We start from the raw sequence: 19,597 nt of genomic DNA, 5'->3' as shown, positions 1-19,597 counted from the left end.
ACCATCTAGGGTTTCGCCCGTGCCCAACCGCCGCCCCCAGCTGGAGATCGTCGCCCCGGCCGCCTCCCCGGAGGAGGCCGCGGCCGTCGTCGCCGCCTTGGAGCAGTTCATGCGCGACTTCGCGCCGGTGATCGTGGCCGAAGCGCCCAAGCAGTCCCCGTGGCTGCGCGCGGCGCTGCTCGAAGGAACGGGCCGCGAGCCCGATGCGCCGTCGCCCTGGGGCGATCCGGTGCCCTGGGGCAACTAACCGCACGCGAGCGCCGGCGCGCCAACTCAGGCGCCTCCTGTCGAATCGGCGGATCCGCTCCGTCGACTATGCGAAACGACCCTTCACGACAGGAGGCCGCGCGCCATGCAGTACCTGCTGCTCATCTACATCCCGACCGACGTCGCCGACGTCCCGGAGCCCGCCACCCACGAGCAGTGGATGGACTTCACCCGCCGCCTGGGCGAGTCCGGCGCGATGGTCGCCGGCGATGCCCTCCAGGGCCTCGACACCGCGCAGACCGTCCGGGTCCGCGAGGGCGAGACGCTCGTCACCGACGGCCCGTTCGCCGAGACCAAGGAGATGCTCGGGGGCTACTACTTGATCGACGTCCCCGACCTGGACGAGGCGCTGCGCTGGGCCGCCCAGGTCCCCAACGTCGGCTACGGGTCGATCGAGGTCCGGCCGGTGATGGTCTTCGACCGCGAGACCGTGGAGACGATGTCGTGAAGTTCATGATGTTGCTCTACTCGCCGCCGGAGGTCCGCGCCGACCTGGAGGCACGGCCGTCGTTTGACTCGTGGGTCGCCTACTCGCAGTCGCTGCGCGAGGCCGGCGTGCACCTGGGCGAGAACCCGCTCCAGGGCCTGGAGACCGCGACCACCGTCCGCGTGCGCGACGGCGAGACGCTGATCTCCGACGGCCCGTTCGCCGAGACCAAGGAGATGCTCGGCGGCTACTACCTCCTGGACCTCCCCAGCCAGGAGGCCGCGATCGAGTGGGCGCAGCGCGTGCCCAACGCGGCGTACGCCACGGTCGAGATCCGCCCGATCATGGAGATCCCGGACGCTCCGTGACCGCGCGCGAGGACGACGCCCCCGCCGCCGTCAGCCGGGCCTTCCGCGAGGAGGGCCCGGCGATCCTCGCGACGCTGATCCGGCAGGTCGGCGACTTCGGCCTGGCCGAGGACGCGCTTCAGGACGCGTTCGCGGCGGCGGTGGCGACGTGGGGGCGCGACGGCGTGCCGGACGCGCCGGGCGCGTGGATCACGACGACGGCGCGGCGGCGGGCGATCGACCGGTTGAGGCGCGAGCGCTCGCTGGCCGACCGCGTGGAGCGCCTCGCGGCGCTCGAGTCCCGCCAGACCTCCGCGCCCGACGCCGACGCCATGGACGAGCCCTCCACCATCGCTGACGACCGCCTGCGGCTGATCTTCACCTGCTGCCACCCGGCGCTGCCAATCGAGGCCCGCGTGGCGCTGACCGTCAAGTCGCTCGGCGGGTTGACCGTGAGCGAAGTCGCCCGCGCGTTCCTGGTCAGCGAAGCGACCATGTACCAGCGGTTGACCCGCGCCAAGAAGAAGATCGCCGCCGCGGGGATCCCCTACCGGGTCCCGCCACCCGAGCTCCTCGCCGAGCGCCTCTCCGGCGTGTTGAGCGTGATCTACTTGGTGTTCAACGAGGGCTACGCCGCGTCTTCCGGCGACCGCCTCGTCCGCGGCGAGCTCTGCGGCGAGGCGATCCGCCTCGGCCGCTTGTTGGTCAACCTGATGCCTGACGACCCCGAGGTCCTTGGGTTGTTGTCGTTGATGGTGCTCCAGGACGCCCGCCGCGACGCCCGCGTCGACGCCCACGGCGCCTTCGTCGCGCTCGACCACCAGGACCGCACCCTCTACGACCGCGGTCGCATCGCCGAAGGCACCACCGCGCTCGACCAGGCAATCACCTTGGGTCGCCCCGGGCCCTACCAACTCCAAGCCGCCATCGCCGCCCTCCACACCACCGCCGCCGACGCCGCCTCAACCGACTGGATTGAGATCGCCGCCCTCTACGCCGAGCTCGACCGCACCACCCCTTCGCCGGTCATCCGCATCAACCGCGCCGCCGCCCTCGCCTTCGCCGGCTCCCCCGAAGCCGGCCTCGAGCTCATCCGGCCGCTGCTCGACGACGCGCGCCTCGCCGCCTACGCACCGCTTCACGCCGCGCACGCCGAGCTGCTGCGCCGCACCGGCTCACCGGACGCACTCACCGCCTACGACCGCGCGATCGCAGCCACCGGCAACGCCGTGGAGCGCGCAGAGCTGGAGCGACGACGCGCGGCGATGTGAAGGCCGCTTGTCGAGCGGAAAAGTGCGCAAAAACCCCTGTGCCGGCGGGCAGGAACCAAAAGGTGGATTTGCAATCGGGATTTGGTACCTTGACTCGTCCGTCACCACCCGACCGGAGATCTGACGCACCTCATGGAGCCCACCACCGTCGGCCGCAAGGGGACCATCTCGAACCCCGAGGTCTACGAGAACGTCCCCGGCCACATCATCCCGGCGATCACCCGGGAGTTCGATGACTTCGACAACGAAGCGGAGAAGTTCCTCGACGGGCAGACGCCCGAGAACGAGTTCATCGGCTTCCGCCTGAAGCAGGGTGTGTACGGGCAGCGCCAGCCCGACGTCCAGATGATCCGCGTGAAGCTGCCGTTCGGCGGCGTCACCCCGGACCAGATGGACTCCTTCGCCTCCGTCGTCGAGAAGTACGCGCCCCTCAACAAGGGCCACATCACGACGCGGCAGAACATCCAGATCCACCACATCCCGCTGCGCGACGCCGCCAAGGCGATCCGCGAGATGGCAGAAGCCAACCTCTCCTCGCGCGAGGGCTGTGGCAACACGGTCCGCAACGTCACCGGCGACCCGTGGGCCGGCATCCTCGAGGGCGAGGTCTTCGACCCGACGCCCTACGTCGGCGCCTACGTCCGCTACTTCGTGCGCCACCCCACGACGCAGCTGATGCCGCGCAAGGTCAAGACGGCCTTCGAGGGCACGCCGGGCGAGGACCGCTCGATCACGGGCATCCACGACATCGCCTTCATCGCGAAGATCAAGGACGGCGTGAAGGGCTTCGAGGTCCGCGTCGGCGGCGGCACGTCGATCATGCCGCGCATCGCGCCCACGTTGTACGACTTCGTCGAGGCCGACAACGGCGACTACCTCAAGGTCTCCGAGGCCGTCTTCCGGATCTTCGACGCCCAGGACTGGCTGCGCGTCAACCGCGCCCGCGCCCGCCTCAAGGTCTTCGTCGACAAGTTCGGCATCGAGGAGCTGCGCAACCAGGTCGACGAGCAGCTCAAGGGCGACTGGGTCAACGAGCGCAACTTCGACGTCGCCTCGCGCCGCCTGGACATTGACGAGCAGGCGACCGCACCGGCCGTCCCGGACGCCTTCGGCGAGCCGACGGACGACGAGGACCGCGCCGCCTTCGAGCGCTTCAAGGAGTCCAACGTCGTCGCGCAGCGCCAGCAAGGGTTCAGCGCGGTCGAGATCAAGGTCTACCGCGGCGACCTCACGCCGTCGCAGTTCCGCGACATCGGGCAGATCATGCGCGAGTTCTCGGGCGGCGCCGCCCGCATGACGGTCGGCCAGAACATGGTCCTGCGCTGGGTCCGCGACGAGCAGGTCTACGACCTGTGGAACCGCCTGAAGGCCATCGGCCTGGGCGACGCCGGCGCGCAGGAGATCACCGACAACGTCTCCTGCCCCGGCACCGACTCCTGCAAGCTCGGCATCACCTCGTCGATGGGCCTCAACGCGGCCATCAACAAGAAGCTGCTCGAGATGGAGATCACGGACCCGCAGTCCCGTCGCATCCACATCAAGAACTCCGGCTGCCCCAACGGCTGCTCGCAGCACCACATCGCCGACATCGGGTTCTACGGCGCGTCGATCAAGGTCGGCGAGCACACGATCCCGGCCTACGTCGCGCACATCGGCGGCGTCTACGAGGGCGGCGAGGTGCAGTACGGCACGCGCCTGAAGGTGCGCCTGCCCGCCAAGCGCGTCCCCGCGGCCGTCGAGCGCTGGATCCGGATGTACGAGGACGAGCGCGAGTCCGCCGACGAGACGTTCAAGGCCTACGCCGAGCGCGTCGGGACCATCCGCTTCGAGGAGGCCGTCAAGTCCGACCTCGCGATGCCGGTCGAGTTCGGCCTGGACACCATGAACATGTTCATGGACTGGGATCGCACCCAGCCCTACGTCGTGGCGCGGGGCGAGGGCGAGTGCGCGGTCTAGGCGACCAGCTCACCGAGACCCTTAAGCAGGCCGCCCAGCACGAGCGGCTCGTCTTCCTGTGCTCCTTCCAGAAGGAGGAGTCGGTGATCCTCGACGAGCTGCTCACGCTGGCCCCGCACACCCGCGTGGTCACGATCGACACCGGCGTCCTGTTCCCCGAGACGCTGGCGACCTGGAAGCGGTTCGAGGACCACTACGGCGTCCACATCGACGTCGAGGACGCCTCGAACCCCACCAACCCGTGGACCGGCCCCGAGCACTGCTGCACGCCGCTGAAGGTCGCGGCGCTGGAGCACTCGCTCTCCGGCGCGGACGCCTGGGTCACCGGCATCCGCCGCGAGCAGGCCGAGACCCGCGCGCACACCGAGCTGGTCGAGCCCGACGCCAAGCGCCCGGGCGTCATGAAGTACAACCCGCTCGCGTTCTGGACCGAGAAGGACGTCTGGAACCGGATCGTCGAGCGCAAGCTCCCGTACCACCCGCTCCACGACCAGGGCTTTGCGTCGATCGGCTGCGCGACCTGCACCCAGGCCGGCTCCGGCCGCGAGGGCCGCTGGGCGGGCACCGCCAAGACCGAGTGCGGATTGCACGTGGTGTAACGACGTCATGGACCCCGTCGTCATCGTCTTCGGCCTCGGCGTCGGGATCCTCATCGGCATGACGGGGATCGGCGGCGGCTCGCTGATGACCCCGCTGCTGATCCTGTTCGCCGGGATCCACCCGACGGTGGCGATCGGCACCGACCTCGCCTACGGCGCGATCACCAAGACGCTCGGTGGCTGGCGGCACCTGCGCAAGGGCACCGTCGACCTCGGCGTCTCCAAGTGGCTGGCGTTCGGCAGCGTGCCGGGGTCGATCCTCGGCGTGGTCGTCCTGGAGCTGTGGCTGAAGCACTCGCCATCCGTCCTGCTGACCGGCGTCGCGATCGCGCTGCTGGTCGTCTCGGTCTCGATGCTCTTCCGCGCGCTGTTCCTGCGCGCGGCGATCGAGCGCGAGCGCCACTCGGTCTTCCTGGACCGCGCCACGCGCGTCCAGGCGGTCGGCCTCGGCGCGGTCCTCGGGTTCCTGTTGGGGTTGACGTCCGTCGGCTCCGGGGCCCTGATCGGCCTCGCGCTGATCCTCGTCTTCCGCCTCACCCCGCACCGCGTCGTCGGCACCGACGTCTTCCATGCCGCGATCGTGCTGTGGGCCGCCGGCCTCGCGCAGCTCGTCGCCGGCAACGTCGACTTCGCCCTGATGGGCACCATCTTGCTCGGCTCGCTCCCGGGCGTGCTGATCGGCACCGCGCTGATCGACAAGATCCCCGCCGTGGTCCTGCGCCCGGCGCTCGGGTGCGTCCTGCTCGGCTCGTCGCTCGGCGTGCTGACCAAGGCCGGCGTCGACCTGCCGACGTGGACGATCGTCGGCGTTCCCTGCATCGTCGGCGCCGCGGCGGCGCTGATCCACCGCGCACGTCCTGTCGTGTCGCCTTCTCCCGACGTCTCCAAGACCGAGGTCGCTCCCGCATGACTCCCACCGCCCGCACCTTGTCCCACCTCCAGGCCCTCGAGGCCGAGGCGATCCACGTGATGCGTGAAGTCGCCGCCGAGCGCGAGAAGCCCGTGCTGCTGTTCAGCGGCGGCAAGGACTCGATCGTCCTGGTGCGCCTGGCCGAGAAGGCGTTCCGTCCCGGGAAGTTCCCGTTCCCGCTGATGCACATCGACACGGGACACAACTTCCCCGAGGTCATCGAGTTCCGCGACAAGTTGGTCGAGCAGCTCGACGAGCGGTTGGTGGTGGCCTCGGTGCAGGAGTCGATCGACAGCGGGCGCGCGGTCGAGGAGACGGGCCCGCGCGCCTCGCGCAACCGCCTGCAGACCGTGACCCTTCTTGATGCCCTTGCCGAGCACGGCTTCGACGCGGCCTTCGGCGGCGCGCGCCGCGACGAGGAGCGCGCCCGCGCCAAGGAGCGCATCCTGAGCTTCCGCGACGACTTCGGCGGCTGGGACCCCAAGGCCCAGCGGCCCGAGTTGTGGAACATCTACAACGCGCGCGTCCGCCGCGGCGAGAACGTGCGCGCGTTCCCCTTGTCCAACTGGACCGAGCTCGACGTCTGGCAGTACATCATGCAGGAGGAGATCGAGGTGCCGTCGATCTACCTCGCCCACGAGCGCGAGGTCTTCAAGCGCGACGGCATGTTGTACGCCGAGTCGGAGTTCATCACGCGCGACGAGCGCGACTCCGAGCCGTTCCGCGAGTTCGTCCGCTACCGCACGGTCGGCGACATGTCCTGCACCGGCGCGGTCGCCTCGCACGCGGTGTCGCTGGACGCCGTCGTCGCCGAGATCGCGGCCACCGACATCACCGAGCGCGGCGAGACCCGCGCCGACGACCGGGTGTCGGAGTCGGCGATGGAGGACCGCAAGGTCGCCGGCTACTTCTAGTCCTAGGACTTCTGCTTCATCATGACCACGCTTCTCCGCCTCGCCACCGCGGGCTCCGTCGATGACGGCAAGTCCACGCTCATCGGCCGCCTACTGCATGACTCCAAGGCGATCCTCGCCGACCAGTACGCCGACCTCAACGGCCGCGACGGCGAGCTCGACCTGTCGCGCCTGACCGACGGCCTGCGGGCTGAGCGCGAGCAGGGCATCACGATCGACGTCGCCTACCGCTACTTCGCCACGCCGGCGCGCGACTTCATCCTGGCCGACACGCCCGGCCACGTGCAGTACACGCGCAACATGGTCACGGGCGCGTCGACGGCCGACGTCGCGATCGTGCTCGTCGACGCACGACATGGTGTGGTTGAACAGACCAAGCGCCATGCGTTCATCGCCTCGCTGCTCGGCATCCCCCACCTGCTCGTCGCGGTCAACAAGATGGACTTGGTCGGGTACTCGGAGGAGCGCTTCGACGAGATCGTCCGCGACTTCTGCGGGTTCCGCGAGAAGCTCACTTCGCGCGACGTGACCTACATCCCGATCAGCGCTCTGGTCGGCGACAACGTGGTCGATCCGTCCGAGCACATGCCGTGGTACGCGGGCCAGCCGTTGTTGAAGCACCTGGAGGCGATCGACCCGGCCGACGACCGCAACCTCACCGACCTGCGCTTCCCGGTGCAGCTCGTGATCCGCTCCGAGGGCAACGACTACCGCGGTTACGCGGGCCAGGTCGCCTCCGGCGTGATCCGGCCGGGCGACGCGGTGCGCGTGCTGCCGTCCGGGGTCGAGTCGACGGTGGAGGCGGTCGAGACGCTCGACGGCCCGCTGGCAGAGGCGTACCCGCCGCAGTCGGTGACCGTGCGCCTGGCCGACGACGTCGACGTCTCGCGCGGCGACGTGATCATCCACGCGACCGACGAGGCCTCCGTGCGCCGCGAGCTGGTCGCCGACGTCTGCTGGTTCGCCGAGCGGCCGCTGCGCCCGGGCGCGCGGTACCTCGTCAAGCACCTAACGCATACCGCCGAGGCGATCATCGACGGGATCGACGACGTCCTGAACGTCGACACGCTGGAGCGCGGTCCAGCCCCAGCCGAGCTGGCGCTGAACGACATCGGCCGCGTCCGCCTGCGCACCCGCCGCCCGCTGCTGGCCGACCCTTACGCCCAGAACCGCTCGACGGGCGCGTTCATCCTGATCGACGAATCCACGAACGACACCGTCGCCGGTGGGATGATCACCGGCTGAGTGCCGGACGACGACCTCCTCCCTGACCGCCCGCCGCGCCGCGGCGCGCTGGAAGGGCCCTATCAGCACCCGTTCCGCGAGAGCGCGGGAGCCATCTGGCACGCGCAGCCCACGCTGCGCCACCAGGCCGCGCTTTCCGGCGTCCTGATCGTCGGCGGCTGGATCGGCGCTTTGGCCCTCAGCTCGATCCTGTTCCTTACCGTGGCCGCCGGCGCGATGCTGGGGCTGTTCGTCCTGCTCGTCCTGGGCTGGTGGTCGTTGCGCGACGGCCTCGCGCTGATCCGGCGCGCACGGCAGAAGTCAGAGCTGCGGTCGGTCCTGGAGGCGCGGCCGCACGCCGGCGAGCAGGACGCGGACTTCGCCCACGAGCTGTTCGCGGTCTCCGCCGAGGACGACGGCTGGCTTTACACCTGGCGCTTCCGCCCCCTGCGCCTCCGCGAGCAGCCTGACGACGACGAGGTCGAGGTGCCCGGCCGCCCGCGCTACGCCGCCGAGGTCGTCACCGAGGCGCGCTTCGACGTCCACGACGCGGCCCGCGCGGCCGAGCAGCTCGTCCTGGCTCAGGACGCCGCTGCCACCCGCGAGGCGGCGGCTGCCGCGACCGCCTTCGACGGCGTCCACGACGCCGCGACCCGGGCCGAGCTGGCGCAAGAGGCGCGCTCGACCGCGGCGGCGCTCCAGCGCGCGACGGGCCAGCGGCGGCCTCGGGACTAGCGGCGCGACCCCGGGAGTTCGAGCCAGCCTAGGAGTGGCGGCGAGGGCGCTCTGACCTGCCCCCGCCGCCTGGCCCAGGTGGTGTCCCTCAGGCCATCTCGCGCCCGAAGGCGCAAGTCGTGACCCGGAAGCCTTCGATGCCACGCAGCCTTCCCAACAGCTCCGTGCGCGAATCGTTGCGGTGGCCCAACACACCGGGGGACCGTCGCGACGGCTTTTGAAATAGCCTTCCGCGCCGCATGTTCTCCAAGGTTTTGGTCGCTAACCGAGGCGAGATCGCCATCCGCGTGATGCGCACGCTGGAAGAGATGGGGATCGCGTCCGTCGCTGTTTACTCGGAGCTGGATCGCGACGCGCTGCACGTACAGCGCGCCGACGAGGCTTACCTGCTCGGAGGGCCAACGGCCGCCGAGAGCTACCTCAAGATCGAGAAGATCATCGAGGTCTGCAAGGAGTCGGGCGCTGAAGCCGTCCATCCGGGCTACGGGTTCCTCGCCGAGAACGCCGCGTTCGCGCGCGCCTGCGACGAGGCCGGGATCGTCTTCATCGGCCCGCCCGCGTCGGCGATCGACGCGATGGGCTCCAAGACCAAGGCCCGCGAGCTGATGCAGGCCGCCGGCGTCCCGATCGTCCCCGGCACGACCGAGCCGGTCGACACAGTCGAGGACGCGATGCGCATCGCCAAGGACGAGATCGGCTTCCCGGTCGCCGTCAAGGCGGCGTCCGGCGGCGGCGGCAAGGGCTTCCGCGTCGCGCTGACCGAGGACAAGCTCAAGGACGCCTTCGAGGGCGCCTCCCGCGAGGGCGAAAAGTTCTTCTCCGACGGCACGGTCTACCTCGAGCGCTACCTGCCGGACCCGCGCCACGTCGAGGTCCAGATCCTCGCCGACAAGCACGGCAACGTCATCCACCTCGGCGAGCGCGACTGCTCGGTCCAGCGCCGCCACCAGAAGCTGATCGAGGAGTCGCCGGCCCCCGCGGTCGACGAGGCGCTGCGCGAGAAGATCGGCAAGATCGGCACCGACGCGGCCAAGGCGGTCGACTACGTCGGCGCCGGCACGATCGAGGGCATGCTCCAGGACGGGGAGTACTTCTTCCTGGAGATGAACACGCGCGTGCAGGTCGAGCACTGCGTGACCGAGATGACGACGGGCGTCGACATCGTGCGCGAGGGCATCCTCGCCGCGGCGGGCGAGCCGTTGACGGTCAAGCAGGAGGACGTCGAGCTGCGCGGGCACGCGATCGAGTGCCGCATCAACGCCGAGGACGCCTCCCGGAACTTCGCGCCCGCCCCGGGCAAGATCGGTGACTACAAGGAGCCGAGCGGGCCGGGCGTCCGCGTCGACTCGGGCGTCGGCCCGGGCGGCGAGGTCACGCCGATGTACGACCCGATGGTCGCCAAGCTGATCGTCTGGGACAAGGACCGCGAGTCGGCGACCAAGCGCATGCTGCGCGCGCTGGGCGAGTACGAGATCGAGCACCTCAAGACGCTGATCCCGTTCCACAAGGCCTTGCTGGCGTCCGACCAGTGGGGCAACGCGGAGACCTGCCGCGACCTGGTCGAGGACAAGGACTGGCTGAAGGATCTCGCGTTCCCGCCGCCGGTCCTGCTCGACGACGAGGAGGACCCGAAGGTCGAGCAGACCTACACCGTCGAGGTGTCGGGCCGGAAGTTCGACGTCAAGGTCATCGGGCCGCCGCCGGTCGGCGGGGTCGTGGTCGGCAACGGCGCGGCGCCCGCGGGCGGCGCGGCCGGGCCGAAGAAGCGCGGCGAGCGTAAGTCCTCGGGCGGCGGCGGCGCGGACGAGCTCGTCTCCCCGCTGCAGGGCAACATGTGGAAGGTGCTGGTCAAGCAGGGCGACACGGTCGAGGAAGGCCAGCTGCTCTGCATCATCGAGGCGATGAAGATGGAGAACGAGATCACCGCCCACAAGGCGGGCGTGATCGAAGACCTCCCCATCAAGGAGGGCGAGCCGATCCAGGCGGGCGCCCCGATCGCCACGATCAAGTCGCCGGCCGCCGACGCCGCGCCCGCCGAGTAGGCCACCATGTTGGCCGCCGCGACCATCTTGGGCAGCGGCGGCTTCGTGCCCACGGGGCGGCGCGAGACGTCGTCGCTGCTGCTCCGGGGCGACGGGTCGGGCTCCGACGTCTCGCCGGTCGTCATCGACGCCGGCACCGGCCTGCGGCGCCTGGTCACCGATCGCGACCGCTGGCTCGGCGACGCGCGACGGCTGGACGTCCTGCTGTCGCACTTCCACATCGACCACGTCTGCGGCCTGGCGTACCTGACCGAGCTGACCGGCGACGGCCTGGAGGTCGTGATCCACGGTCCGGGCGCCGCGCTCTACGACACGCCGACCGCTGAGATCCTCTCGCGGATGTTCTTCTCGCCGCCGCTGATGCCGGTGACGCTCGACCAGCTCGGCGTGCGCGTCGCGGAGCTGGCGCCCGGCGAGCTCTCGGTCGGCGGCCTGGCCGTGCGCGCGCGCCGCCAGGACAAGCACCCCAACCCGACGCTCGGCTTCCGCATCGGCGACGAGCTGGTCTGGTGCACCGACACCGAGGCCGATCCCGGCACCGTCGACTTCGCCCGCGGCGCCCGTGTCCTGGGCCACGACGCATGGGCCCCGCCGGTCGCGCCCGGGCACACCGCGCCCGAGGAGGCCGGCGCGCTGGCCCGCGACGCCGGCGTCGAGCAGCTCGTCTGCATCCACGTCCCGCCGCGCGCCGACGAGGACGACCTCCGCGCCCGCGCGAGCACCACGCACCCCCGCGTCACCGTCGCCACCGACGAGCTGGACCTGCTCGCGCTCTGAGCGCGCGCCGCGCTGCCGCCGCTAGGCTGGCCCTCATGGCGGACTTCGAGCCCCTCCGCGCCGGCCTCGAGCAGGCGGTCCCGTTCAACCAGCACTTGGGGCTGGAGATCGAGGAGGTCGCGGTCGGGCGCGGCGTCGTCCGGCTGCCCGACGACGGTCAGCTGCGCAACCACACCGGCACGCATCACGCCAGCGCGCTCTTCGCCGCCGGCCAGGCCGCGTCCGGCGCCGCGATCGCCGTGGCGTTCGTGGACGAGCTGCCCTCGCTGGAGCTGCTGCCCCAGGACTCGAAGATCACCTACAACAAGGTGGCGCGCGGGCCGATCCTCGCGACCGGCGTCCTGGGCTCCGACCCGCAGGCGCTCCTCGACGAGCTCGGGCGCGAAGGCTGCGTCGAGTTCACCGTCGACGTCTCGCTGACCGACGGCGCCAAGGACACGGTCGCCACGCTCACCGTCCGCTGGCTCGTTCGCCAGTCCCAGGAGAACTAAATGCCCGCACACGCCTGGCTCGCCGGCCCGCACGAGGCCGAGATCGTCGCACGCCTGCTGATCGAGTTTCGTGACCACCTCGGCTACGACTGGCCGTCCGACAACGCCTTCCTCGCCGGCGTCGAACGGCTCCTCGACGACCGCGACACCGACTTCGTCCTCGCCTCCGCCGACGAGGACTCGCCGCCCTCCGGCGTCACCCAGCTGCGCTACCGCATGGGCATCTGGCGCGCCGGCCGCGACTGCCTCGTCGAGGACGTCTTCGTCTCAGAATCCGCCCGCGGCCACGGCATCGCCCGCGCCCTCCTGGACTTCGCGACCACCCGCGCGCTCGAACGCGGCTGCCGCCGCATGGAGCTCGACGTCAACGAGGCCAACTCACCTGCCCTCGCCCTCTACGCCTCCTTCGGCTTCAAGACCGGCGAACCCCGCGACCTCTACATGCGCCGCCACCTCGACGCGGGGCCTGACGCCTGACGGCCCGACCCTCTGGTCGAGTTGACGGCTTTTGCGCCGGTCAACTCGACCGACACTGCGACAGAAGCGTGGAGACCGCCCGCGCGGTCGCGCCGGCGTCCCTCACGACCTGGTCGTAGGTGAAGCGGACGACGGTGTAGCCGGCAAGCGTGAGCTTCTGATCGCGGAGGCGATCGACCGCGAAGCTCGTCGGCGTCGAGTGGAACGCGAACCCGTCGGTCTCCACGACGAGCGTCGTTCCGGGCCAGGAGAAGTCGACCCGCTCGCCCAGCACAATGGCATTGACTCGCGGGCGCGGAAGCCCGTGGTCATCGCACAGCTGGGCGAAAGCGACCTCCAGCGCGCTTCGGTACTCGTCGGTCCCGCGCCCCGCGAGGCGCGTCAGCAGCCGACCGAGCTCGACCGCACCCGGCGCGTGTGGATGCCGGTCGAGCATCGCCTGCTGGGCGGTGAGGTCGAAGCGACGACTCCGCGCCGCGCGCCGGATGACCAGCTCGAGACGACGGCCGCGCACGGCTCCCGCGACATCGAGCAGCGTGCGCGCCACGGTCGTCGTCGGGATGGCCTCATGCTCGGTGATCTCTTCGGCAAGCAGGTCGACCCGGTGGATCACCGTCCCGGGACGCCGCTGGAGACCGCTGCGCCGGCCGATCGCGACGTGGACCGGCAGGATCGCGCCGTCGTGGATCTCCCAGTGCCGCGCCGCGCTCATGTGGCTGAGCGCCGCGCCTGCGCCATAGGCCTCCACAGCGGCCAGCCACCGGCCTTCGGTCCGCAGCTCCGCGTGACCCAGCGCATACACCCCGCGGTGCAGGAGGACGAGCCGCCGCTGGCGCACCCGCCCGTCGATCGTGGCCTGAGAGATCCCGTGCTCGCGGAGCACCCGGCGGGAAACCACCCCGTGACGTTCCGCCGCGAGGGCAGCGATCACGCGATCGTGGTCGAGTTGACGGCTCATGTGCCGTCTTAGGCGACCACCGCCCCGAACTCGCCCCCTACGCCGGCGGCGCCGCCATCAGCTCGACGCGGTGCCCGCCCGGTGTGCGGACATAGGCGCGCGTGGGGCGTTCCAGTGCGGTGTGCGCTCCTCGATCGTGAAGCCCGCGGCGGTCAGGGCGGTGAGGGTCGCGATCCAGCCGTCGACGACGACCGCGACGTGGCCGGCCGGCGGTGCGACCGGATCGTCTTCGAACAGCAGGTGGATCTGGGTCGCGCCGTCGGGTGCCTGAAACCACCAGGCGCGGGACTCGCCTAGCGACGCCGGCGGCGCCACGCGCGTGAAGCCGAGCAGCGTCCAGAACCGCGCCTCGGCCTCGGCGTCGGTGCGGCGCGTCTCCAGCGAGACGTGCTGCAGGCCGGCGCCGGGCATCAAGCGCCGGCGATGCGCGCCAGGTTGTCCGCGTGGATCTGCTTCTGCACGCGATCGCGCCGCGCTAGGGGCAGCGCGGCGGTGCCAGCGCCTTTGCCCGAGTCCAGCGCCTCCAGGTAGGCCACGTCCTCGCGCAGGATCGCCAGCGCCCGCTGCGCGTCCAGGTGCTCGCCGTGCCCCGGGACGATCCAGTCCGCCTGCTCCACGTAGGGCTGCAGCCGGCGCAGCGTCGCCAGGTAGGCGTCGCGCGAGCCGCCCGGCGCCGACAGCATCGGGATCTCGACGGGCGAGAGGTAGTCGCCGCAGACCAGCAAGCGGTGCGCGGGCGACCAGATCGCCATCCCGTCCTGCACGTGCCCGTCGGCCGGGATCAGCTCCAGCTCAGAATCGCCCAGATCGAGCTTGCCCGGCACCGGCAGCGCCTGGACCTGCCCCAGCGACAACGGACGCCCCCGCGAGACGTAGTCGTCCTCGTCGAGCTCGCGCAACTTGCGCTGCGCGTCGCCCGGCTCGGCCCGCAGCCGCGCTGCCGTCGTCTCCGCCACGCCCAGGGCCGCCTCCGGGAACGCGAACCGCCCCAGCAGGTGATCCCAGTCGCCGTGCGTCGCCAAAAGCCCGCTCAGCCCCCAGCCCGCTTGGGCCAGCAGCCCCGGCAGCAGCTCGAGCTCGCTCGGGTAGACGACCGAATCCACCAGGAACGTCTCGTCGCCGTGGTGCAGGAACGTGGCCGACGTCTGCCACTTCACGCTGCGCGCGACGATGACCTCAGGATGAAGGGCGACGGCCTGCATAGACCGTCGACCCTAGCGAGCGACCCGCGCGGCGCCGCCGAGCCCTACAGGCCCAGCAGCTTCGCTGCTTCAAGCAGCGTCTTGACCTCGACCGTCGGCTTCTTGCCGCCGGTCGGGACCTCGTCCTTGTGCCGGTTGACCCAGATCGTCGGGACCTTCAGCTTCATCGCCGGCTCGATGTCCGCGTGCAGGCCGGACGCGACGTGCACCCAGCCCTTCTTGCCGCCGATCCGCCGCGCGAACTCGTTGAAGTGCGCGGGATCGGGCTTATAGGAACGGACCTGCTGGGCGGTGACGACGAGGTCGACGTCAGCCGGGATGTGGCGCCGCGTCAGCCCGAGGAGCTTGTCGTCGATGTTCGAGATCAGGCCCGTCTGGTACTTGCTGAGGAACTTCTTCATCTGCGGGTTGGCCTCCTTGAAGGCGCCCCAGCGGATGACCGAGTCCGGCAGGAACCCGGACCGCGACGGCTCCAGCGGCCAGCCGATCTCCTTGGCGATCTTGACCGCCGCCTGGCGCAAGACCTCGGCGTACAGCTCGTACGAGCCGCTCTGGATCTCCTGCGTGACCTGGAGGAACTGATCGATCACCTGCTGGCGGTCGATCGGGAAGCCGTCCTTCTTGGCCTCGCGCTCAAAAGCGTCGGCAACCCCCGATTCCCAATCGATCAACGTGCCGTAGACGTCGAAGGTGACCCACTGGATGTTCTTCGGGAGTGCCATGCGGCGAGGCATTGTGCCATTTCTGCACGAACTTGCGACGTGCGGTCGTTCGGGCAGGAAGCATCAGCGCGGACTCCTGCAATAACGTCGAGGCCTCCTATGGACCTGCTCGAATACCAGGGCAAGCAGCTTTTCGCCCGACATGGAATCCCCGTCCCTGACGGACGCCCGGCGCGAACGGTCGACGAGGCCGTCTCCGCCGCAAAGGAGATCGGCTTCCCCTGCGCCGTCAAGGCACAGGTGAAGGTCGGCGGCCGCGGCAAGGCCGGCGGCATCAAGATCGCCAACGACGAGGACGAGGCGCGCGCCGCCTCCGACGCCATCCTCGGCATGGACATCAAGGGCTTCACCGTCCACGAAGTGTGGATCGAGACCGCGGCCCCGCAGATCGAGAGCGAGTACTACGCCTCGATCGTCTTCGACCGCAGCGCGAAGGCCCCGCTGATCATGCTCTCCACGCAGGGCGGCATGGACATCGAGGAGGTCGCCGACACCAACCCGGACGCGATCGCCACGCTGCACGTCGACCCGCTACTCGGCTTCCAGGACTTCCACGGCCGCCGCCTCGCGTTCGACGCGGGCGTCGACGCCGACCTCGTCCGCCCGGTCGGCGCGTTCCTGCACCAGCTCTACGGCACGTTCGTCTCCGAGGAGGCGCTGCTGGTCGAGGTCAACCCGCTGATCGTCACGCCCGAGCGCAAGGTCGCCGCGCTGGACGCCAAGGTCACGCTGGACGACAACTCGCTCTTCCGCCACCCGGACAACGCGAACCTCCGCGATCCGAGCGACGAGGACCCGCAGGAGCAGATGGCCCACGAGCGCGGCTTGACCTACGTCAAGCTCGACGGCGACATCGGCATCCTCGGCAACGGCGCCGGGCTGGTCATGTCGACGCTCGACGTCGTCGCCCACTACGGCGGCGCGCCCGCCAACTTCCTGGACGCCGGCGGCGGATCCAAGGCGGAGGCGATCACCAGCGCCGTCGAAGTGATCCTGTCCGACGACAAGGTCAAGGCCGTGCTGTTCAACATCTTCGGCGGCATCACGCGCTGCGACGAGGTCGCCAACGGCCTCATCGAGGCGTTCAAGTCGCTGAACCCGCAGGTCCCGTTCGTCGTCCGCCTGGACGGCACGAACGACGTCGAAGGACGGAAGATCCTCGCCGACGCGAGCCTTCCGAACGTGCACACCGCGGCCACGATGGACGAGGCCGCCCAGAAGGTCGTGGCTCTGGCCAAGGGGGAGGCTGCCTGATGGCCGTCCTGATCGACAACGACACCAAGTTGGTGGTGTCGGGCATCACCGGCCGCGAGGGCACGTTCCACGCGACCAACAACAAGAACTACGGCACCAACGTGGTGGCCGGCGTCACCCCCGGCAAGGCCGGGCAGGACGTCGAGGGCATCCCGGTGTTCAACACGTTCCGCGACTCGGTCGAGGAGACCGGCGCGAACGTCGCGATGGTCTTCGTGCCGCCGCGCTTCGCCGCCGACTCGATCCTCGAGGCCGCCGACGCCGGCATCCCGCTGGTGATCTGCATCACCGAGGGCATCCCGGCGCACGACGAGCTGCGCGTCTACACGCACCTCCAGCGCACGGGCACGCGGCTGGTCGGGCCGAACTGCCCGGGCATCCTCTCGCCGGGCAAGGCGAACGTCGGCATCATCCCGGCGTCGTTCTTCAAGCCGGGCAACGTCGGCGTCGTGTCCCGCTCGGGCACGCTGACCTACCAGATCGGCAACACGCTGGCCCAGGCCGGCTTCGGCAACTCGTCGATCGTCGGCATCGGCGGCGACCCGGTCCCGGGCACGTCGTTCATCGACGTCATCGAGCTGTTCGAGAAGGACGACGAGACCGAGCTGATCGTGCTCTCCGGCGAGATCGGCGGCGACGCCGAGGAGCAGGCCGCCGACTACATCGCCGAGCACGTGACCAAGCCGGTCGTGGCCTACATCGCCGGGTTCACGGCGCCTCCGGGCAAGACGATGGGCCACGCGGGCGCGATCGTGTCCGGCTCCAAGGGCACCGCCGCCGCGAAGGCCGAGGCCCTCGAGGCCAAGGGCGTCCGGGTCGGCCGCACGCCCACGCAGGTCGCCGAGCTGGCCATCGAGATCCTCGGCAAGTAGTCCGTCGCCTGTTGGCGTCGCTCTCCCATCGGAAGTACGCTCGCGACCAGTGGAGAGCGACGTCAACACAACCCTGAGCGAGCTCGAGCGCAAGCTCAAGGAGCTCGAGCGGGAGCTGGAGTCGGTCGGCCGCGGCGGGGAGCTGGACTCCGAGCCGGCGCAGGCCGGGTGGAACGGCGCGCCGGAGCCCGTCGAGGCGCCGCCGCTGCGGGGCCCGGCGCCGCCGCCGTTCACGCCGGCCTTCGCGTCTCCGCCGCCTCCGCCGCCGCCCGGGGCGACGCCGCTGACCGCCGTCTGGCACGGCGGCGCGACGCCGGGTCCGCCGCCGGTTGAGGGTGAGCCCGTGCGGGTGGCACCGCCGCCGGCGCCGCACGCCTTCGTCCAGCACGCGGCGCCCGCGCCGCCGCCTCCTCCGCAGCCCGCGCTGCATCAGCAGCTCGACGAGCTGATCGCCTTCCGCGACCGCCTCGTCCGCACGACCGACGACCTCGTCTCCGAGCTGTCGCGCGTGCTCAACGAGCTGGGCGTCGCCGCGCCCGCGCCGCCCCCGCCGCCACCGGATCCCGCCAACACGCCGCTCTCCGGCGACGTGGTCCTCGAGGCCGCGACGTTCGCCGACCTCGCGACGCTCGCTGGCCTGGAGCAGGCGCTGCACGCGACGGCCGGCGTCGCCGACGTCTACGTCCGCGCCCTGGACCAGGGCCGAGCGACGATCGACGTCCGCCTCTCCGGCGCCGTCGCCCTCGGCGCCGCGCTGCGCGCCGTCTGGCCCGTGCCCTTCCAGGTGACCGCCGCCGCTGACGGCCACCTGTCGATCGTCCTCTGACGCCCGCCGGCCGATGGACGACGCCGTAGGCATCGCGTTCACCGCGGGCCTGCCCTTTGCCGGCCTGCGCAGCTTTGCGCCGGACCCTGCCCTCCTCGCCGGCTTCCCGCCCGGCTGGCTGGCCACGCGCCGCCTGCTCCCGCTCTCCTTCGTCGACGGGACCCTCACCCTCGCCAGCGCAGCGCCGGACCCCGATCTCTCCGGCCTCGACGCCGCGCTGAGGATCAAGTTGGTGATCTCGCCCGCCGCCGAGATCGCCAGGCTGCTCGCCGCCGCCGATGCGCCTCCGACGCCAACGCCACCGCCACCGCCACCGCGCGAAGCGACGCGCGTGGAGGAACCGCCCGCCGTCACGCCTCTACCGCGATCCGCCCCGCCGCGCGAAGCGGCGCCCGCTCCGACACCGCCCGCGCCCGTCCTCGCGCCCATGCCCGCCGAGCCCGAGCGCGACGCGCTGGCCGCCGTCCCCGAGCACCTCCAGCGCCGGCTGCGATGCCTGCCGCTCGCCCTCACCGGCGAGACCATCGAGATCGCCTGCGCCGATCCGCTCGCGCCCGCGGCCATCGACCAACTGCGGCACGCCATCGCGCCCCGCACGCCGCGGCTCCTCGCCGTCAACCCCGCCGCGCTCGACGAGCGCCTCGTCGCCATCCACGGGCTGCGCTGGGTCGCGGCGATCCGGCGTGGGCTTCCCCGCGCGGCCAAGGCCACGGCGCCCGCGAGCGCCGCCACGGAGCCACACACGACGCTGCTCCTACCGCTCCCCGGCGGCGTCGGGCCCGCGGTCCAGGCCGCGACGACGCTGGCCGCGCTCGACCATCCGCTACAACAACTCGAGGTCGTCCTGCTCGTCCGTGCGCACGACGCCCAAGGCGCGCGAGCAGCGCGCACGACCGGCCATCGCGTCGTCATCGCGCCCGCGTCGCTGCCCGACGGCCGGCTCGCGCTGCTCGACCTCGGGCTGCTGCTCGCCCGCGGCGACCACGTCGCCGTGCTCGATCCCGGCGACATCCCGGCGCCGCGGCTCTTCCACCACGCCGACGCCGCGCTCGCCGCCGAGGGCGTCGCGGCAGCGCGGGTTCACGCGCCACCGAACGCCGCCGAGGACACGCCCACACCCAAGCGCCGCGGCCTCCGTCGCGCGGCCACACCACCGCCCGCGCCGTTGCCGGCCACCGGCGTCGTCGTCCGCCGCGACGTCCTGGACGCCGTCGGCGGCTGGCGCGACCTCGCGGCCAAGCTCCACGAGGCGCAGCTGCGGGTCGTCACGCTCGACGACGCGGTCGCCGCCGCGGAGCGGTCCTGAGTCGCTGGTAGCGTCCGACC

Annotated in this window: 22 protein-coding genes; 18 read left to right on the top strand and 4 right to left on the bottom strand. The window is 71.1% G+C overall.

Annotation, left to right across the window (positions count from 1 at the left end; genetic code table 11):
- Positions 1–19 precede the first annotated feature (19 nt).
- The 14 genes from ACT01A_RS17705 to ACT01A_RS17640 all read left to right on the top strand — a co-directional run bounded on the left by ACT01A_RS17705 (position 20) and on the right by ACT01A_RS17640 (position 12,437).
- Positions 20–247 carry a hypothetical protein gene (locus tag ACT01A_RS17705; protein WP_445148410.1) on the top strand — a complete coding sequence of 76 codons (228 nt, stop codon included), beginning with the start codon at positions 20–22 and terminating at the stop codon, positions 245–247.
- A gap of 105 nt (positions 248–352) precedes the next feature.
- A complete protein-coding gene (locus tag ACT01A_RS17700) occupies positions 353–715 on the top strand; it encodes a YciI family protein (protein WP_445148409.1) in 363 nt (120 codons plus the stop codon).
- Between the two features lie 5 nt (positions 716–720).
- The gene (locus ACT01A_RS17695) at positions 721–1,062 is read left to right on the top strand and encodes a YciI family protein (protein WP_445152846.1); all 342 of its coding nucleotides are present in this window, start codon (positions 721–723) and stop codon (positions 1,060–1,062) included.
- Entirely contained in the window at positions 1,059–2,312 is a 1,254-nt protein-coding gene (locus tag ACT01A_RS17690) for an RNA polymerase sigma factor (RefSeq protein WP_445148408.1), read from the top strand. Before ACT01A_RS17695 ends, ACT01A_RS17690 begins: the two co-directional genes overlap by 4 nt.
- Before the next feature lie 132 nt (positions 2,313–2,444).
- Positions 2,445–4,268, top strand: coding sequence for a nitrite/sulfite reductase (locus tag ACT01A_RS17685; protein ID WP_445148407.1), 1,824 nt, complete (start codon positions 2,445–2,447; stop codon positions 4,266–4,268).
- Positions 4,256–4,867 carry a phosphoadenylyl-sulfate reductase gene (locus ACT01A_RS17680; protein WP_445148406.1) on the top strand — a complete coding sequence of 204 codons (612 nt, stop codon included), beginning with the start codon at positions 4,256–4,258 and terminating at the stop codon, positions 4,865–4,867. The genes ACT01A_RS17685 and ACT01A_RS17680 overlap by 13 nt, the downstream gene beginning before the upstream one ends.
- A 7-nt stretch (positions 4,868–4,874) precedes the next feature.
- Complete coding sequence (locus ACT01A_RS17675) at positions 4,875–5,777, top strand: sulfite exporter TauE/SafE family protein (RefSeq protein WP_445148405.1); 903 nt, start codon at positions 4,875–4,877, stop codon at positions 5,775–5,777.
- A complete protein-coding gene (gene cysD / locus ACT01A_RS17670) occupies positions 5,774–6,691 on the top strand; it encodes a sulfate adenylyltransferase subunit CysD (RefSeq protein ID WP_445148404.1) in 918 nt (305 codons plus the stop codon). The genes ACT01A_RS17675 and cysD overlap by 4 nt, the downstream gene beginning before the upstream one ends.
- A gap of 21 nt (positions 6,692–6,712) precedes the next feature.
- Positions 6,713–7,936: a sulfate adenylyltransferase subunit 1 gene (locus ACT01A_RS17665; protein WP_445148403.1), complete on the top strand. Its 1,224-nt coding sequence runs from the start codon at positions 6,713–6,715 to the stop codon at positions 7,934–7,936.
- A complete protein-coding gene (locus ACT01A_RS17660) occupies positions 7,937–8,650 on the top strand; it encodes a hypothetical protein (RefSeq protein ID WP_445148402.1) in 714 nt (237 codons plus the stop codon).
- 239 nt (positions 8,651–8,889) lie between these two features.
- Entirely contained in the window at positions 8,890–10,692 is a 1,803-nt protein-coding gene (locus tag ACT01A_RS17655; protein ID WP_445148401.1) for an acetyl/propionyl/methylcrotonyl-CoA carboxylase subunit alpha, read from the top strand.
- Positions 10,693–10,698: 6 nt separating this feature from the next.
- Positions 10,699–11,469, top strand: coding sequence for an MBL fold metallo-hydrolase (locus ACT01A_RS17650; protein WP_445148400.1), 771 nt, complete (start codon positions 10,699–10,701; stop codon positions 11,467–11,469).
- A gap of 35 nt (positions 11,470–11,504) precedes the next feature.
- Positions 11,505–11,960 carry a DUF4442 domain-containing protein gene (locus ACT01A_RS17645; RefSeq protein WP_445148399.1) on the top strand — a complete coding sequence of 152 codons (456 nt, stop codon included), beginning with the start codon at positions 11,505–11,507 and terminating at the stop codon, positions 11,958–11,960.
- The gene (locus tag ACT01A_RS17640; protein WP_445148398.1) at positions 11,961–12,437 is read left to right on the top strand and encodes a GNAT family N-acetyltransferase; all 477 of its coding nucleotides are present in this window, start codon (positions 11,961–11,963) and stop codon (positions 12,435–12,437) included. It abuts the gene before it with no gap.
- A gap of 40 nt (positions 12,438–12,477) precedes the next feature.
- Here the strand turns inward: ACT01A_RS17640 and ACT01A_RS17635 are convergent, their stop codons facing one another.
- From ACT01A_RS17635 to ACT01A_RS17620, 4 genes are read right to left on the bottom strand one after another with little or no spacing between them, the layout of a single operon-like run.
- Positions 12,478–13,395 (bottom strand): DUF559 domain-containing protein, encoded by a 918-nt coding sequence (locus ACT01A_RS17635; protein ID WP_445148397.1) that lies wholly within the window; start codon positions 13,393–13,395, stop codon positions 12,478–12,480.
- 57 nt (positions 13,396–13,452) lie between these two features.
- A complete protein-coding gene (locus ACT01A_RS17630) occupies positions 13,453–13,806 on the bottom strand; it encodes a hypothetical protein (RefSeq protein WP_445148396.1) in 354 nt (117 codons plus the stop codon).
- Positions 13,806–14,597, bottom strand: a complete 792-nt coding sequence (locus ACT01A_RS17625; protein ID WP_445148395.1) for an MBL fold metallo-hydrolase — start codon at positions 14,595–14,597, stop codon at positions 13,806–13,808. Before ACT01A_RS17625 ends, ACT01A_RS17630 begins: the two co-directional genes overlap by 1 nt.
- A gap of 44 nt (positions 14,598–14,641) precedes the next feature.
- A complete protein-coding gene (locus tag ACT01A_RS17620) occupies positions 14,642–15,319 on the bottom strand; it encodes an HAD family hydrolase (protein ID WP_445148394.1) in 678 nt (225 codons plus the stop codon).
- A 99-nt stretch (positions 15,320–15,418) separates the two neighbouring features.
- Between ACT01A_RS17620 and sucC the strand changes: the two genes are divergently transcribed.
- From sucC to ACT01A_RS17600, 4 genes are read left to right on the top strand one after another with little or no spacing between them, the layout of a single operon-like run.
- A complete protein-coding gene (sucC, locus tag ACT01A_RS17615; protein WP_445148393.1) occupies positions 15,419–16,573 on the top strand; it encodes an ADP-forming succinate--CoA ligase subunit beta in 1,155 nt (384 codons plus the stop codon).
- Positions 16,573–17,445 (top strand): succinate--CoA ligase subunit alpha, encoded by an 873-nt coding sequence (gene sucD / locus ACT01A_RS17610; RefSeq protein ID WP_445148392.1) that lies wholly within the window; start codon positions 16,573–16,575, stop codon positions 17,443–17,445. The genes sucC and sucD overlap by 1 nt, the downstream gene beginning before the upstream one ends.
- 49 nt (positions 17,446–17,494) lie before the next feature.
- Positions 17,495–18,271 (top strand): hypothetical protein, encoded by a 777-nt coding sequence (locus ACT01A_RS17605; RefSeq protein ID WP_445148391.1) that lies wholly within the window; start codon positions 17,495–17,497, stop codon positions 18,269–18,271.
- A gap of 13 nt (positions 18,272–18,284) precedes the next feature.
- A complete protein-coding gene (locus ACT01A_RS17600) occupies positions 18,285–19,577 on the top strand; it encodes a hypothetical protein (protein WP_445148390.1) in 1,293 nt (430 codons plus the stop codon).
- Positions 19,578–19,597: the final 20 nt, after the last annotated feature.

The organism is Baekduia sp. Peel2402 (assembly GCF_052567285.1).
This window is presented reverse-complemented; position numbering and strand designations above follow the sequence as displayed.

Bases quoted from the DNA above. Each gene is read 5' to 3' on its own strand.
- ACT01A_RS17700 (WP_445148409.1), top strand. From the start codon at position 353: ATGCAGTACCTGCTGCTCATCTACATCCCGACCGACGTCGCCGACGTC.
- ACT01A_RS17695 (WP_445152846.1), top strand. From the start codon at position 721: ATGATGTTGCTCTACTCGCCGCCGGAGGTCCGCGCCGACCTGGAGGCA.
- ACT01A_RS17685 (WP_445148407.1), top strand. From the start codon at position 2,445: ATGGAGCCCACCACCGTCGGCCGCAAGGGGACCATCTCGAACCCCGAG.
- ACT01A_RS17675 (WP_445148405.1), top strand. From the start codon at position 4,875: ATGGACCCCGTCGTCATCGTCTTCGGCCTCGGCGTCGGGATCCTCATC.
- cysD (WP_445148404.1), top strand. From the start codon at position 5,774: ATGACTCCCACCGCCCGCACCTTGTCCCACCTCCAGGCCCTCGAGGCC.
- ACT01A_RS17665 (WP_445148403.1), top strand. From the start codon at position 6,713: ATGACCACGCTTCTCCGCCTCGCCACCGCGGGCTCCGTCGATGACGGC.
- ACT01A_RS17655 (WP_445148401.1), top strand. From the start codon at position 8,890: ATGTTCTCCAAGGTTTTGGTCGCTAACCGAGGCGAGATCGCCATCCGC.
- ACT01A_RS17650 (WP_445148400.1), top strand. From the start codon at position 10,699: ATGTTGGCCGCCGCGACCATCTTGGGCAGCGGCGGCTTCGTGCCCACG.
- ACT01A_RS17645 (WP_445148399.1), top strand. From the start codon at position 11,505: ATGGCGGACTTCGAGCCCCTCCGCGCCGGCCTCGAGCAGGCGGTCCCG.
- ACT01A_RS17640 (WP_445148398.1), top strand. From the start codon at position 11,961: ATGCCCGCACACGCCTGGCTCGCCGGCCCGCACGAGGCCGAGATCGTC.
- ACT01A_RS17635 (WP_445148397.1), bottom strand. From the start codon at position 13,395: ATGAGCCGTCAACTCGACCACGATCGCGTGATCGCTGCCCTCGCGGCG.
- ACT01A_RS17630 (WP_445148396.1), bottom strand. From the start codon at position 13,806: ATGCCCGGCGCCGGCCTGCAGCACGTCTCGCTGGAGACGCGCCGCACC.
- ACT01A_RS17625 (WP_445148395.1), bottom strand. From the start codon at position 14,597: ATGCAGGCCGTCGCCCTTCATCCTGAGGTCATCGTCGCGCGCAGCGTG.
- ACT01A_RS17620 (WP_445148394.1), bottom strand. From the start codon at position 15,319: ATGGCACTCCCGAAGAACATCCAGTGGGTCACCTTCGACGTCTACGGC.
- sucC (WP_445148393.1), top strand. From the start codon at position 15,419: ATGGACCTGCTCGAATACCAGGGCAAGCAGCTTTTCGCCCGACATGGA.
- sucD (WP_445148392.1), top strand. From the start codon at position 16,573: ATGGCCGTCCTGATCGACAACGACACCAAGTTGGTGGTGTCGGGCATC.
- ACT01A_RS17600 (WP_445148390.1), top strand. From the start codon at position 18,285: ATGGACGACGCCGTAGGCATCGCGTTCACCGCGGGCCTGCCCTTTGCC.